Origin of the sequence: Pelomonas dachongensis (assembly GCF_043555865.1) — a bacterium.
Taxonomy (GTDB): domain Bacteria; phylum Pseudomonadota; class Gammaproteobacteria; order Burkholderiales; family Burkholderiaceae_C; genus Pelomonas; species Pelomonas dachongensis.
Genome location: NZ_JBIGHY010000007.1, coordinates 222,004 through 236,931 on the forward strand (window position 1 = coordinate 222,004; position 14,928 = coordinate 236,931).

13 protein-coding genes and 1 riboswitch are annotated in these 14,928 nt (G+C 67.8%); of the genes, 11 read left to right on the top strand and 2 right to left on the bottom strand.

The genetic code is table 11. The annotated features are described in order from the left end of the window. Positions 1-19: 19 nt before the first annotated feature. Complete coding sequence (gene yajC / locus ACG02S_RS19250; protein ID WP_394472106.1) at positions 20-343, bottom strand: preprotein translocase subunit YajC; 324 nt, start codon at positions 341-343, stop codon at positions 20-22. Between the two features lie 181 nt (positions 344-524). Between yajC and ACG02S_RS19255 the strand changes: the two genes are divergently transcribed. The 10 genes from ACG02S_RS19255 (at position 525) to ACG02S_RS19300 (ending at position 10,709) form a co-directional block, all read left to right on the top strand. Beyond that, complete coding sequence (locus ACG02S_RS19255; protein WP_394472107.1) at positions 525-1,625, top strand: DNA glycosylase AlkZ-like family protein; 1,101 nt, start codon at positions 525-527, stop codon at positions 1,623-1,625. A 118-nt stretch (positions 1,626-1,743) separates the two neighbouring features. Further along, positions 1,744-1,818: riboswitch (S-adenosyl-L-homocysteine riboswitch) on the top strand. Positions 1,819-1,893: 75 nt separating this feature from the next. Beyond that, entirely contained in the window at positions 1,894-3,309 is a 1,416-nt protein-coding gene (gene ahcY / locus ACG02S_RS19260; RefSeq protein WP_394472108.1) for an adenosylhomocysteinase, read from the top strand. Positions 3,310-3,316: 7 nt separating this feature from the next. Then, on the top strand, positions 3,317-4,066 hold the full coding sequence (locus ACG02S_RS19265) for a TlyA family RNA methyltransferase (RefSeq protein ID WP_394472109.1): 750 nt from the start codon (positions 3,317-3,319) through the stop codon (positions 4,064-4,066). Beyond that, positions 4,063-4,914 (top strand): methylenetetrahydrofolate reductase [NAD(P)H], encoded by an 852-nt coding sequence (gene metF, locus ACG02S_RS19270; protein ID WP_394472110.1) that lies wholly within the window; start codon positions 4,063-4,065, stop codon positions 4,912-4,914. Before ACG02S_RS19265 ends, metF begins: the two co-directional genes overlap by 4 nt. A gap of 128 nt (positions 4,915-5,042) precedes the next feature. After that, positions 5,043-5,651 (top strand): OmpW/AlkL family protein, encoded by a 609-nt coding sequence (locus ACG02S_RS19275; RefSeq protein ID WP_394472111.1) that lies wholly within the window; start codon positions 5,043-5,045, stop codon positions 5,649-5,651. Between the two features lie 59 nt (positions 5,652-5,710). After that, entirely contained in the window at positions 5,711-8,041 is a 2,331-nt protein-coding gene (locus ACG02S_RS19280; protein WP_394472112.1) for a TonB-dependent receptor plug domain-containing protein, read from the top strand. A 19-nt stretch (positions 8,042-8,060) separates the two neighbouring features. Then, entirely contained in the window at positions 8,061-8,525 is a 465-nt protein-coding gene (locus tag ACG02S_RS19285; RefSeq protein ID WP_394472113.1) for a low molecular weight protein-tyrosine-phosphatase, read from the top strand. A gap of 123 nt (positions 8,526-8,648) precedes the next feature. Then, complete coding sequence (locus tag ACG02S_RS19290) at positions 8,649-9,551, top strand: hypothetical protein (protein ID WP_394472114.1); 903 nt, start codon at positions 8,649-8,651, stop codon at positions 9,549-9,551. A gap of 34 nt (positions 9,552-9,585) precedes the next feature. After that, a complete protein-coding gene (locus ACG02S_RS19295) occupies positions 9,586-9,879 on the top strand; it encodes a hypothetical protein (protein WP_394472115.1) in 294 nt (97 codons plus the stop codon). Between the two features lie 26 nt (positions 9,880-9,905). Then, positions 9,906-10,709 carry a CHAP domain-containing protein gene (locus tag ACG02S_RS19300; protein ID WP_394472116.1) on the top strand — a complete coding sequence of 268 codons (804 nt, stop codon included), beginning with the start codon at positions 9,906-9,908 and terminating at the stop codon, positions 10,707-10,709. A 39-nt stretch (positions 10,710-10,748) separates the two neighbouring features. On the opposite strand, the gene ACG02S_RS19305 is transcribed toward ACG02S_RS19300, so the two are convergent. Next, positions 10,749-12,260: an MFS transporter gene (locus tag ACG02S_RS19305; protein ID WP_394472117.1), complete on the bottom strand. Its 1,512-nt coding sequence runs from the start codon at positions 12,258-12,260 to the stop codon at positions 10,749-10,751. 237 nt (positions 12,261-12,497) lie between these two features. On the opposite strand from ACG02S_RS19305, the gene ACG02S_RS19310 reads away from it, so the two are divergent. Then, the gene (locus ACG02S_RS19310) at positions 12,498-14,798 is read left to right on the top strand and encodes a beta propeller repeat protein (protein ID WP_394472118.1); all 2,301 of its coding nucleotides are present in this window, start codon (positions 12,498-12,500) and stop codon (positions 14,796-14,798) included. Positions 14,799-14,928 lie beyond the last annotated feature (130 nt).

The window sequence follows — 14,928 nt, forward strand, 5'->3', positions numbered from 1 at the left end:
AATATGGCGCCCTGTCGGCTTACTTCAAGCTGCCCTTGGGCAACACCTGAGAGATGGCGCTGCGCTGGATCTGCAGCTCCACGCCCGTGGCCACTTCAAGGTGGATGAAGTTGTCGCCCAGCTTGCTGACCTTGCCGACCACGCCGCCGGCGGTGACGACCTCGTCACCCTTGGCAACGGCCTCGATCATCGCCTTGTGCTCCTTCTGGCGCTTCATCTGCGGCCGGATCATGACGAAATAGAGCACGACGAACATCAGCACCAGCGGCAGCATGCCGAGGAGACCGGACTCGGGACTGGCAGCGGCCGGAGCGGCTTGGGCGTAGGCGTTGGAGATGAACACGATGGATTCCTCAGGTGAACAGGCAGGGACGGCCGCGACCGTCCAGAGCAACCGCGAATTCTAGTGCCGCCCCGGCGGGCGCCCCTTGCCCCGGCGCCCTGCTAGCCTGAGCGGCGCCACTCGGGGCCTGCGGTGTCGCGGCGCGCCTCTGGCGCCCCACTTACCCGCGCCAGTACCGCACATGCCCAAGCCGCCCGATCTCGACACCCTGCGCCGCCACGCGGTCGCGCGCAGCCTGTTCGCTCCCACCACGCTGATGGCCGCCGTCGAGCGGCTGGGCGGCTTCGTGCAGGCCGACCCGCTGCGCGCCCCGGCCCGCGCCCAGGATCTGACGCTGCGCCATCGCGTGAAGGGCTACCAGGCCGGCGACCTGGAACGCCGCTACCCGCGGCTGGACCTGCAGGAAGACTTCTTCATCAACTATGGCTTCGTGACGCCCGCGCTGCGCGCGCTGATGCATCCGCGCACGGCACACCGGGTGTGGGACGAGCCGCGCTGGCAGCTCGCCAACGCGGTGCTCGCGGAGGTAGGGCGCCTGGGCGAGGCGCACCCGGCCGCGGTCGATGCGGCACTCGGTCATGGGCCGGTGAAGAACTGGTTCGGCGGCAACAGCCGGCTGTCCACCGAGCTGCTGGACGGCCTGCACTACCGCGGCCGGCTGGACGTGGTGCGGCGCGACAGCGGCACACGCATCTACCGCCTGGCGGCCCCGTCCTTGGGGCAACAGGCCCACCCCGACCCGCAGGCCGCGATGGACGCAATGGCCGATGCGCTGGTGCAGAAGTACGCACCGTTGCCGGCGGGCAGCCTGTCCACGCTGATCAGTATGTTGGCCAGCGGCGCGCGGCAATGGCAAGATCTGCGCCGCACGACCTTCGCGCGCGCCAAGGCCCGGCTGCCCCATGCGCGCGTGGACGGCATGGACTGGTACTGGCCGGCCGGCGAAGACCCAGCGCGCGGCTGGCGCATCCCGGCGCAGGTGCGGCTGCTGGCCCCCTTCGACCCGGTGGTCTGGGACCGGCGCCGCTTCGAGCAGCTGTGGGGCTGGGCCTACCGGTTCGAGGCCTACACGCCGGCGGCCAAACGCGTGCGCGGCCACTATGCGCTGCCGCTGCTGTGGCGCGACCAGGTCATCGGCTGGGCCAATGCCAGCGTGAAAGGCGGCGCGCTGCACGTTGACTGCGGCTATGCCGCGGACCGCGCGCCGCGCGAGGCCGGCTACCAGGCGGCGCTGGAGGACGAGATCCAGCGCCTGGCCGATTTCCTCGGCGCCAGGCGTTGACTGCGGACGGCCCAAGCGGCGCAGGCGCCATGGCGCACCAACCGGCGAAGCGGTATTTGTCATCGAAGCCGCCCCGCCACGGGCGCTCACCACCACGGGCAGGCCGCTAGAATGCGGGCCTTCCGAGGAGCGTTGCAACCTCTACCCTTGAGGCCAGGCTCGGAACCCTCCATTGCAACTGCGCTCACCCGCTGGCCGACCGTGCCTGGGTGAGATCCGATCTCTCCTTGCGTGCGTCCAGCGGCTTCATTTGATTGAAGGAGCCTGCATGACCGCCGCCGTCAAACACATCGTCAAGGACCTGTCGCTGGCCGACTGGGGCCGCAAGGAAATCAAGATCGCCGAGCACGAGATGCCGGCGCTGATGGCCATCCGCAAGGAATACGCCGCGTCGCAGCCGTTGAAGGGCGCGCGCGTGACCGGCTCGCTGCACATGACCATCCAGACCGCCGTGCTGGTCGAGACGCTGCAGGCGCTGGGCGCCGAAGTGCGCTGGGCCTCGTGCAACATCTTCTCGACGCAGGACCACGCCGCCGCCGCGCTGGCCGCGGTGGGCACACCCGTGTTCGCCTACAAGGGCGAGACGCTGGAAGACTACTGGGACTACACGCACCGCATCTTCGAATTCGGGGACAAGGGCGCGGCGGGCGAAGGCCCCAACATGATCCTGGACGACGGCGGCGATGCGACGCTGCTGATGCACCTGGGCCAGAAGGCCGAGAAGGACCTGTCCGTGCTGGCCAACCCGGGCAGTGAGGAAGAGCGCATCCTGTTCGCCGCCATCAAGAAAAAGGTGGCGCAAGACGGCACCTGGTACACCCGCAAGGCCGCCGAGATCATCGGCGTGACCGAGGAAACCACCACCGGCGTGCTGCGCCTGAACGAGATGGCCGCCAAGGGCGCGCTGCAGTTCCGTGCGATCAACGTCAACGACTCGGTCACCAAGAGCAAGTTCGACAACCTCTACGGCTGCCGCGAGAGCCTGGTGGACGCCATCAAGCGCGCCACCGACGTGATGGTGGCCGGCAAGATCGCCGTCGTGGCCGGCTACGGCGACGTGGGCAAGGGCTCGGCGCAGGCGATGCGTGCGCTGTCGGCCCAGGTCTGGGTTACCGAGATCGACCCCATTTGCGCGCTGCAGGCCGCGATGGAAGGCTACCGCGTCGTGACGATGGAATACGCCGCCGACAAGGCCGACATCTTTGTCACCGCCACCGGCAACAAGAACGTCATCCGTCGCGAGCACATGGAGGCGATGAAGAACAACGCCATCGTCTGCAACATCGGCCACTTCGACAACGAGATCGACGTCGCGTCCATCGAGAACTGCGGCTGGGACGAGATCAAGCCGCAGGTCGACCATGTGACCTTCCCCGACGGCAAGAAGATCATCCTGCTGGCCAAGGGCCGCCTGGTGAACCTGGGCTGCGGCACGGGCCACCCGAGCTATGTGATGAGCTCGTCGTTCGCCAACCAGACCATCGCGCAGATCGAGCTGTTCGCCCACAAGGACCGCTACGAAGCCGGCAAGGTCTACGTGCTGCCCAAGCACCTGGACGAGAAGGTCGCGCTGCTGCAGCTGACGACGCTGAACGCGCAGCTGTCCCAACTGACCGAGGAGCAGGCGGCCTACATTGGCGTGAGCCAGCAAGGTCCGTTCAAGGCGGACACCTATCGCTATTGATCCCTCGATGCGCGCTGACCAGCTCCTCGTTGCCCAAGGCCTGGCGCCCACGCGCTCGGTCGCGCAGCGGCTCATCAGCCACGGCGCGGCCGAATGGGCCTCGCCCACCGGCTGGGCTGTGCTGAAGAAAGCCGGCGAGGACCTGCCCGAGACGGCGCAGCTGCGCGTCACCGACGACGCGGAGCTGCGCTACGTGTCGCGCGGCGGGCTCAAGCTGGAAGGCGCGCTGGCACGCACCGGTCTGGACGTGGCCGGCCACACGGTGCTGGATGTGGGCCAGAGCACCGGTGGCTTCACCGACTGCCTGCTGGCGCATGGCGCGAGGCGCGTCGTGGGCGTGGACGTGGGCCACGGCCAGCTGCATGCGCGGCTGCAGGCCGATGCGCGCGTGACGGCGCTGGAAGGCCTGCACGTGCGTGAGCTAGACGGCACGCTGCGGCCGCACACGCCCACCGGTGGCTTCACCGTCATCGTGGGCGACCTGAGTTTCATTTCCATGGTGGGCAGCCTCCCGGAGTTGCTGCCCTGGCTGGAAGTGCACGGCCACCTGCTCGTGCTCATCAAGCCGCAGTTCGAACTGGGGCCACAAGCCCTGGGCAAGGGCGGGCTCGTCAAGGACGAGGCCGACTACCCGCGACTGGAAGCCCGCGTGCGCCTGGCCTGCACGGCCCTCGGCCTCAAGGTGCTGGACTACTTCGACAGCCCCATCACCGGTGGTGATGGCAACCGCGAATTTTTCTTGTGGGCCTCCCGATGAGCACCCCTGTCAGTTTCGAATTTTTCCCCCCCAACACGCCGGTCGGCGTCGAGAAGCTCAAGACCGTCGTGCAGGAACTGGGGGCGCTGAAGCCCCAGTACTTCAGCGTCACCTACGGCGCCGGCGGCTCCACGCGTGACAAGACGCTGTCGGCCGTGATGGACATCGCTGGCGCCGGCTTCGATGCCGCGCCGCATCTCTCCTGCGTGGGTTCCACGCGGGAGAACATTGCCGAGATCCTGGCCACCTACCGCGAGCGCGGCATCCGCCGCGTCGTCGCGCTGCGCGGCGATCTGCCCAGCGGCACCGCCACGGCGGGCGAGTTCCGCTACGCGTCGGAGCTGGTGAGCTTCATCCGGCAATTTGAAAGAGACGGCCAGGGCAAGGCATGGCACATCGAGGTGGCCGCCTATCCCGAGACCCACCCGCAGCAGCGCTACGCGGCACGCGACCTGCAGCACTTCGCCGACAAGATGCGCGCGGGTGCCGACGGCGCGATCACGCAGTTCTTCTTCAACGCCGACGCGTACTTCCACTTCGTTGACGAGGCCCGCAAGCTCGGCGTCACCCAGCCCATCGTGCCGGGCATCATGCCCTTCCACAACTACGGTCGCATCGCGCAGTTCGCGCAGCGCGACGGCATCGAGATCCCGCGCTGGGTGCAGATGAAGATGGAAGGCTTCATGGACGACGCGGCCAGCATCCGCGCGTTCGGGCTGGACGTGGTGACGCGGCTTTGCGAGCGCCTCGTCGCGGGTGGCGCACCGGGCATCCACTTCTACACGCTGAACCAGAGCCCGCTGACGCTGGAGATCTGCAAGCGGCTGGGCCTCGGGGCCAAGGCTTGATCCAGCGCAAGCGGGCGCGCTGAAGCCCTCGGCCGCACGCTGCGGCCTTGTCCTGCCTCAAAGGCCGCCGGCACGCGCCGGCATGCAATGGCGCCATCGGGACCCCGTCCCTCTTTCGGAGCCATTGCATGAAGTTCATCCCCGCCGCCCTTGCCCTCGCCTGCGCCTTCGCGCTGACCCCGGCACTCGCCGATGCGGACGGCCCCTGGCTGGTGCGCGTACGCGCGCTGCACCTCGATTCGGCCAACAAGGACAGCACCGGCCTGGGCCTGGCCATCGACAACAAGACCTTCCCCGAGCTGGACATCAGCTACTTCATCACGCCGCACCTCGCGGCCGAGCTGATCCTGACCTATCCGCAGAAGCAGACGCTGACCGCCGGCGGCGTCGAGATCGGCTCGCTGAAGCACCTGCCGCCCACGCTGACGCTGCAGTACCACTTCAACCCCACCGGCACCGTGCGTCCCTACGTGGGCGGCGGCGTGAACTACACGAACTTCTCGTCGGTGCACTTCGCACCCGCCGTGCAGACCGCCCTGCAGCCAGGCATCAAGCACAGCAGCTGGGGCGGTGCGCTGCAGGCGGGCGTGGACTTCCAGATCGCCAAGGGGCTGTTCCTGAACCTCGACGTCAAGAAGGTGCAGCTGGGCACAACGGTCTATTCCCGCGGCGCCGAGGCTGGCAAGTTCAAGGTCAATCCGACCCTGATCGGCGCCGGCGTCGGCTGGCGGTTCTGATCATGTAAATGCTTGCTTTACATGGGTTTTCGTAACAGGAGTCAGCAGAATGCGCGGCCATGAGCCGCCTCCTCCTTGCGCTGGCCCCGCTGTGCGCCTGGACTCTCAGTGCAGCGCAGACGCCGGCCTCTCCAGCCCCTACAACACCCGCCACGCCGCCGAAGTCTGCGGACGCACCGGCGCCGGCCGCCGCCGCGCCTGCGACCGACAAAACCGGCAACAAGCTGGACCGCGTGGAGGTCAGCAGCGGCCCGACGGCCAACAGCCGGCGGCGCAACAGCACGGCCAGCAAGATCGTCATCGAGCGCGAGGACCTGGAGAAGTACGGCGACGTCGTGCTGGGTGACGTGCTGCGCCGCCTGCCGGGCGTGACGCTCGGCGGCGGCCGCCCGGGCCGTGGCGGCGACATCCGCATGCGCGGCATGGGCGGCGGCGCAACGCAGATCCTCATCGACGAGGAGCGCCCGCCGCCGGGCTTCGCGGTGGAAGACCTGCCGCCCGACCAGATCGAGCGCATCGAGATCTACCGCGCGCCCACCGCCGCCACCGGCACGCGGGCCATTGCCGGCACCATCAACATCGTGCTGCGCGAGCCGCTGCAGAAGTCCAACCACGAGGTGCGCATGGGCGTGGGCTGGGACCGCAACAAGCCCCAGGTGGATGCCAGCTGGACACGCAACCTGAAATGGGGCGGGCCGAATGGTGACGAGTTCGTCGGCGCCATCTCCACCAATGGCGCGGTGCGTCGGTTCTTCAACAACGTCGACTCGGGCAATCGCATCACCGACACAGAGACCGGTGAGGTCACCGAACAGAACACACAGATCGGCACCAGCGAGAACCAGAACACCAGCCTCAACGGCAATGCCCGGCTGCGCTGGAAGTACAGCGACACGCTGAGCTTCAACCTGTCGCCATCGTTCTTCCTGTCGCAGAACGAGGGCAGCAGCCAGTACAACTCCGAAGGCACGCGCTTTCGAGACGTGCACGGCGAGAACGACGCCAAGAACCACAACCTGCGGCTGAACCTGTCGGCCGACTACCGCCCGCAGGTGGGCGAGAGCTTCAGCCTGCGCCTGGGCACCGGCACGTCCAAGAACACCCGCAACAGCGAGCGGCGCGACACGACGACCATCGGCGGCGTCACCACGGAGCGCCTGCAGCAGGACCACAACTCGGTCGAGGAAGACCAAACCAGCCTGAACGGCCGCTGGAGCCTGAAGACGGCGCAGGAGCACCAGTGGGTCACCGGCGCGGAGCTGGAGCGCAGCCAGCGCACGCAGCTGGTGGACACGCTAGTCAACGGCGCCGTGTTGCCGGGCCTGGTGAGATTCGGCAACACGCTGGTCTCGCGCAACGAGCGCTTCGCCGCTTACACGCAGGATGAGTGGAGCCCGAGCAAGCAGTGGTCGCTCTACGCCGGCCTTCGCTACGAGCGCATCGAGACCACCGCCGAAGCCACCGGCAATCTGCCCGAGGCGCGCAACGTCTCCCAAGTCACGTCGCCGTTGCTGCACCTGCTGTGGAAGCCCGAGGCCTTCCCCAAGGACCAGGTGCGCCTGAGCCTCACGCGAAGCTACCGCACCCCCAACCTCCAACAACTGGTCGCCCGGCCGACCATCAACGCCACCTACCCGGACGGCCCCAACTATCAGACTCATGCCGACCGCGCCGGCAATCCCGACCTCAAGCCCGAACTGGCCACGGGCGTGGACTTCAGCGTGGAGCACTGGCTGCCGACCGGCGGCATCATCTCTGGCAGCGCCTTCGTGCGCGACATCAAGGGCACGTTCCGCAACGATGTGATGCTGGAGACCGTGAGCTGGGACACCGTCCAGCGCTGGGTCAGCCGGCCGCGCAACCTGGGCAACGCGCGCCGCATGGGGTTCGAGTTCGAGTTCAAAGCCCGCATGGACGAGCTGTGGGAAGACGCGCCGGCCGAACTTCAGATGATGCTGCTGCGTTTCAACTTCGCCCTGTTCAAGAACAAGGTGGAGGGCATCCCGGGCAACAGCCCGCGCCTGGACCAGCAGCCCCGGGGCACGTTGAACTTTGGCATCGACCACCGCTGGAAGGCCTGGGGTCAGAACTTCGGCAGCGGTTTCAACCTCAACTACGTGCCCGCCGTCCGCGAGCAGGTGACGGAGTACCTGCGCAACGATGAAACCGCGCGCCGCCAGCTCGATGCCTACCTGTCGTGGAGCAGCGGCTCGGTGCGAGACGGCATCAACTGGCGCCTGTCCATGGCCAACCTGACGGCACGCGATGCCGAGTCGCGCTCCGAGGGCATCAGCACCAACAGCGTCACGCAGCGCCAATACCTGACCGAGAGCTGGTCGCGCAACAAGACCTTCCGCGTGATCTCCCTGCGCGCCGACATGCGCTTCTGATGCTGACGAGAATGCGGCAATGACGCGCCGCATCCTCTTCTTCTGCATGGGCAACATCTGCCGCAGCCCCACGGCCGACGGCGTCATGCGTGCCAAGCTGAAGGCAGCCGGCCTGGACATCGAGGTGGACTCGGCCGGCACGCACGGCTATCACGTCGGCGCGCCGCCGGACGAGCGCAGCCAGGAGCACGCGCTCAAGCGAGGCTATGACCTGAGCCCGCTGCGCGCCCGCCGGCTGCTGGCGCGCGACTTCAGCGACTTCGACCTCGTGCTGGCGATGGACGCCGACAACGTCGCGCACGCCCGCGCGCTGTGTCCCCCCGCGCAGCGGCACCGGCTGAAGCTGCTGCTGGACTACGCGCCGCATCTGGGCCGACACCACGTGCCCGACCCCTACTACGGCGGCGCGGCCGGATTCGAAGAGGTGCTGGACCTGGTGGAGGCGGCCTGTGACGGGCTGCTCGCCACCCTGCGCCCCCGCTGAGCGGCGCCGCGCAGGCCCCCGCTGCGGGCCAGCCATTGAAATTGCTCCCAACAACTGAGGAAGCGCAGTTGCGCCGGCCGCAATACAACTGCGCATCTGGGCCATCCGGTGTGGGAGCGATCCATGACCCCGTTGTTCACGCAAGGGCTGCCTGCCTGGCGCTCGCTGGCTGTTCTGCTGGCCGCACTGGCCACGCTGTTACTCGCTGGCTGCAACACGATGCGGGGCACGCCGACCCGCTACCAATCCACCGACGCCATCGTCGCCGCCATCCAACTGACGGCGCAGGACATTGCCGACCTGGCCGTCGAGACCGACCCCGTCACTCGCAACCGGCTGCAAAACAAGGCCGTGGCGGTGATCGACCAGCAGTACTCGGCCTTCGTTCGCTCGCTGGTGGCCGACCGGGCCGACGCCGCCACTGCCGTGGCGGGCACCACGCTCGGCGCCGCGACCGCAGCGGCCTTCGTTGACAGCGTCACCGCCAAGACCAACTACGCGCTGTTCGGCGCCACGCTGATCGGCGCCTTCGGCATCGTCGACAAGCACTACTACTTCGAGAAGACCGCGCCCGCGCTCATCGCCGGCATGGACGCAGCCCGCACGCAGGCCCTGCTGCAGATCAAGCAGAACCAGCAATTCGGTACGGATCGCTATGACGGCGCGGCGGCGGCCCGCGACCTGGAGACCTACTACACCGCCGGCACGCTCGTGGGCGCCATCAAGGACATCACGGCTCGCGCCGAGACGGCGGTGGCGGAGGGGCAGGGCCAGATCCGAACGCTGAAGGTGCTGACGGAGTCCGAGATGGACCGCAACGGCGCCATCGTTGCGGCGATCCACGCCATCCAGACGCCGCAGGCTGTGCAGAAGGGCAACCAGGCGCTGAAGGCACTGGGCCTGAAGGAGCAGCTCGACGCACACAACACGCGGCGCGCACTGCTGCAGGAGCTGCGGGCCAGCGACGGCGGCGCGCGGACGGATGCACTGGAGGCACAGCTCAAGGCCCAAGGCCTCCTCAAGTAGCCGCCCCGCCCACCCTACTGACGGAAGGCCACCCATGGACACCTACTTTCGCGAGCTGCCGGGCAGCATGAGCCTGGCCGACCAGTCCCTGGCCATACGGGGCGAGGAGTCGAAGGCGGCCCGGTTCCTGAACAGCAAGATCTGGGTGAACGCCCAGCATCAGCTCAGCAACCTGGTCGAGTTCGAGGAGATCAACGACGCGCCCGCCACCCCGCTGGGCAAGCCCAAGCTCAGCAAGACCCTGGCGGCGGGCCAGACGCCCCAATGGACGGGGCAGATGATCGTGCAGGGCAAGGCCGAGGAGACGGTCTTCCTGCTGCGCCAGTGAACAGATCAAACCGACAGGAGCGCACCATGCAATTTCCGGGACGGATCATCAAGGCAGGCGAGAAGAGCGCCACCGTCGTCAGGGCGCTGAAGCTCAGGCTCAACGACGCGCTGGGCCTCACCGAGGGGCTGGCGCTGGACGCCGACAACCCGGCCTTCGGGCCGAAGATGACGCAGGCGGTCATGCTGTTCCAGGCCCGCCACGTCGACAGCCAGGGCGCGCCGCTGAAGGTCGACGGCGAAGTGGGCAGCGTCGCGTGGGAGGCGCTCTTCGGCGCCGACAGCGTGCCGGGGGCCGTCGACACGGACGACGCGCTGCTGCGCGACGCGCTGAAGATCGCGCAGGGCGAGGCCGCTGCCGGTGTACGGGAGGTGCGCCCGCCGCTGAACCGCGGGCCCCGCGTCGACGACTACCAGACCCGCACCGGCCTGCGGCTCAAGGCCGGCACCGATGGCTTTGCGTGGTGTGCCTGCTTCCTGTACTACTGCTTCGACGAGGCGGCGAAACAGGCTGGCCGCAGGAACCCGCTGATCAAAACCGCCGGCTGCCAAGACCACTGGAATAAGGCGCGGGCGGCCGGCATCACCGAGATCACCGGTGCGCGTGCGACGCAGAAGCCCGCCCTCGTCAAGCCCGGCATGATCTTCATCATGGCCTTCGGCGGGGGTACCGGTCACACCGGCATCGTCGAATCCGTTCAGGGCGGCTTCATCACGACCATCGAAGGCAACTCGAACAACGAGGGCAGCCGCGACGGCTTTGGCGTCTTCCGGCTCACGCGCAAGATCAACACCATCAACCGCGGCTTCATCGACTACGCGGGCCGCTGAGGGGCGCCACGCAGCGGCCTGGGCGACGCCGGGGGGTGCTTAGGCCCGCGCCGTCACTTCCGTGCCCTGTGGAGCCAGCTTGTTGTTGCCCCAGCACTGCTCGTACTTCCAGCCGGTGAGTTCCTCGGCCACAGCGCGAGCCTCGGCGGGCGCGTCCTCGATGCGACCGCCCGACTTGATGCGGGCGATCTCCTTCAGTAGCACCGCGTGGTTCTTGCGGTCCAGCTTCATCTGGTAGGTGTAGTACACGCCGCCCATCCCCAAGCCGATGACGCCCAGCGTGAAGATGCCGACGATGGCGTTGATGGCGGTGTCGGGCTGCGTGGCCTGGCCGGACAGGAAGCCGAACTGGCCGAGGATCCAGCCCATCGCGAACACGATGGCCGAGCGGGTGATCTTGCCGGCGAAGGTCATCGCGCCGGCATAGATGCCTTCGCGGCGACGGCCGGTCAGCACCTCGTCCACGTCGGCCAGGAAGGTGTAAACCGTCCAGGGGATGTAGTACACGCCGCCGGTGCCCAAGCCGAACACGGCGGTCACGGCGAACAGCGCGATGACGGTCGTCTCCTTGGACCAGCCCAGGTAGAACAGCCCGGCATAGGCCAGCACGCTGCCGCAGACGACCAGCAGCGCCACGCGGTAGGGCCGCGCGAAACCGAACTTGATGCACAAACCGATGAACGCCATCGTCGATATCAACTGCATCACCGAGCTGAAACTGTTCAGATAACCGACCGTGGCCTTGTCTTGACCGATACAGAAGATGATGAAGTAGGTGAATATCGAGGCGAAAAGCCATTCCGCACCGAAACCCCACAGGTACATGCCCAGGTGCTTGCGGAAAATCTTCAGATGGAAGGTGGACATCATGTCCGCCACGAGTTTCCGCAGCGCCTTCCACAGGCCGCCAGCACGTTCCTGCACCACTTCATGCGCCGGCCGCTCCCAGGAGGTGAAGTACAGCGCCGCCATGGCCGCGCACATGATGCAGGCGTAGATGATGCCGGTCAGCAGGAACGGCACCGCCGACTCTTTGCTGTAGATCAGGAAGAGCTGGGCCGGGATGAAGGCCGCCAGGAAGTTGGCCGCCTTGCCGAACATGGCCTTGGACCCCGTCAGCTTGGAGCGCACCGAGAAATCGTCGGTCATCTCCGTGGCCAGGGTTTCATACGGCACCATGATCATCGTGTACACCAGCTCGAACAGGATGTACATACTCAGGTAATACCAGAACCCAAAACCCTCCACCCACATCAGCGGATACAGCAGCACTGCGGGGATACCGAGCAGAATGAAGAACCGCCGGCGCCCGAATTTGCGGCCCAGCCGCGTGTTGTAGAAATTGTCGCTGATATACCCAATGATGGGGTTGCTGAGCGCATCTACGATGTTGGCGATCGCAAAGATCGTGGCAGCCTCGACCACCGTCAGACCGCAAAAGGTCGTGTAAAAGTAGAGCAACCACGCCGATGCAATGGCCAGCGCACCGCTGCCCAGCAGGTTCGCGCTGCCATAGGCCAGCGTGTGCTTCATCGTGATCGGTCTGCTCATGTCTCACTGCCTCTTTTTTTCAAATGGAAGGCCGTTCCATTTTTTGCGGCCGCCCGTTTCGAAGCAAGTATCCCATTTCGGGGCCCTCGTCGACCCTGCCGGGAACCCGGGGTGAGCAGGCCTCGCGACGCCCGACCGGTCAGAACCCGGAACGACCAGTTTCCTCGGGTAAACCGCATTTGTTCGCCAGGCGAACAAATTAGCATGGCGTCATTCGAACAAGACCCTGCTGGAGACATGAACCCCATCAAGCCCCTGCTGGGTGCGCTGCTGGCACTGGCCGGTGCCACCGCCAGCGCACAGCCCCCGGCCCCACCGACCACGCCGTACGACTGGCGCGCCGTCGAGATCGTCGGCGGCGGTTTCGTCGACGGCATCGTGTTCCACCCGACCATGCCGGGGCTGGCCTACGCCCGCACTGACATGGGCGGCGCCTACCGCCGGGACACGGCCACCGGCCGCTGGCTGCCACTGCTGGACGGCCTGTCCCTGGCCGACGTGAACCTGATGGGCGTCGAAAGCGTGGCGGTGGACCCGCACGACGCTGATGCCGTCTACCTGGCCTGCGGCACCTACACCAGTCCCGCCGCGCCCAACGGCGCGCTGCTGCGCTCCAGCGACCGGGGCCGCACGTTCCAGCGCACCGACCTGCCGTTCAAGCTCGGTGCCAACGAAGGCGGGCGCGGCAACGGCGAGCGCCTGATGGTGGACCCCAACGACGGCCGCGTCCTCTACCTGGGCACACGCTACGCCGGCCTGTGGCGCAGCACCGACCGCGCCGCGACCTGGCGGCGCGTGGATGCATTCCCCGACGCCGCGTGGCGCCGCGACGCGAGCGACGGCCCGCCGCCGTCCTGGGGCGGCAGCGACGGCAAGGCCACCATCAACTTCATCGTCTTCGACCCCACGAGCAGCACACGCGGCCAGCCCAGCCGCACGATCTACGCCGGCGTGTCGGTCGTCGGCCGGCCCGGCCTGTGGGTCAGCCGCGATGCCGGCGCCAGCTGGGCGCCCGTGCCCGGCGGCCCCACGCTCCACCGCCCCATGCGCGCCGCGCTGGCCGGCGACGGCCGGCTCTACATTGCCTATGCCATCGAGCCCGGCCCGCACCGCATGAAGGACGGCAGCGTCTGGCGGCTGGACCCGCGCAGCGGCAGCTGGGCCGACATCACGCCCGCCCCTCCCGGCGCCACCGACCCCTTCGGCTACGCCACCGTCGCCGTGGACCCGCGCGACCCGAAGCGTCTGCTGGCGAGTACAGCGGGCCGCGGCAAGGGGGACGAACTGTTCCACAGCGTGGACAGCGGCGCGACCTGGAAACCGCTGTTCACCACTGCCACCTTCGACGCGTCCGCCGCGCCCTACGTGGCCGACACGCACCTGCACTGGCTGTTCGACGTCAAGATCAACCCCGCCAACCCCGACCACGCCATCTTCACCACCGGCTACGGCGGCTGGGAAACGTTCAACCTCACCGCCGCTGACAAGGGCCAACCGACCACCTGGCAGGTCATGAGCCGCGGCATCGAGGAGACCGTCGCGCTGGCACTGCACAGCCCTACGACAGGCGTGCCACTGGTGACGGCCATCGGCGACTACTCCGGCTTCGTGCACACCGACCTCGACAAACCGGCTCCTGGCAACCCCAAGCCGCCCTTCTTCGGCAACACGCATGACGTGACTGGCGCGGAAGCAGCGCCCGAAGTCGTCGTGCGTATCGGCCACGCGCGCGACGGCGGCAAGAACCTGGGTTATTCACTGGACGGCGGCGCCACGTGGCGCGAACCCCGCGCCGTCCCGGCGGGCAAGCCGGTCGGCGACGGCTTCATCGCGGTTTCGGCCGACGGCAAGGCCTGGGTGTGGACGCCCAAAGGCCAGGTGCCGCACGTCAGCCACGACCGCGGCGACAGCTGGACGCCCGTCAAAGGCCTGCCCGCGGGCACCCGCGTGGTGGCCGACCGCGCGAACCCGCGGCGCTTCCATGCGATGGCCCTGTTCGAAGACCAGCTGTTCGGCAGCAACGATGCCGGGCTCAGCTTCAGCGCCCGCCCGCTGGCGCTGCCGGACGGCCCCGTCATGCGGCCCGCCTCGGGCGTGCACAACCACAGCAACCGCGGCGACGACCGCGGCGGCCAGGACCGCCTCTACGCCACGCCCGGCCGCGAAGGCGACCTGTGGCTGGCCGCCTTCCACGGCCTGTACCGCGGCGGCGACGGCCAGGCGATGAAGCGGCTGCCGGCCGTGTCGCAGATCCACGCGTTCGGCTTCGGCCGCGCCGCGCCGGGGTCGTCAGTGCCGTCGCTGTACCTCGTCGGCACGGTGGCGGGCCAGTACGGCATCTTCCGCTCCACCGACGGCGGCAACGGCTGGCAGCGCATCAACGACGACGCGCACCAGTGGGGCCTGATCTTGCAGATCAGCGGTGATCCCAAGGTGTTTGGCCGCGTGTACGTGGGCACCCATGGGCGGGGTGTGGTCTACGGCGACCCTCGGCCCCAGTCAACGGCCGACATCGCCGACCGGCCAGGACGGCCTTGATCGAGGGATCGCTTATGCGTGCAACTCGGTGGTCCATGGAGAGACCGGCAACAGCCTGTCGCTTCGTCCATGGCGGCGGGCGGCTTGCGACCGTTGAAAACTTCCGTCGCTGCCCGAACGCGGGCACTCA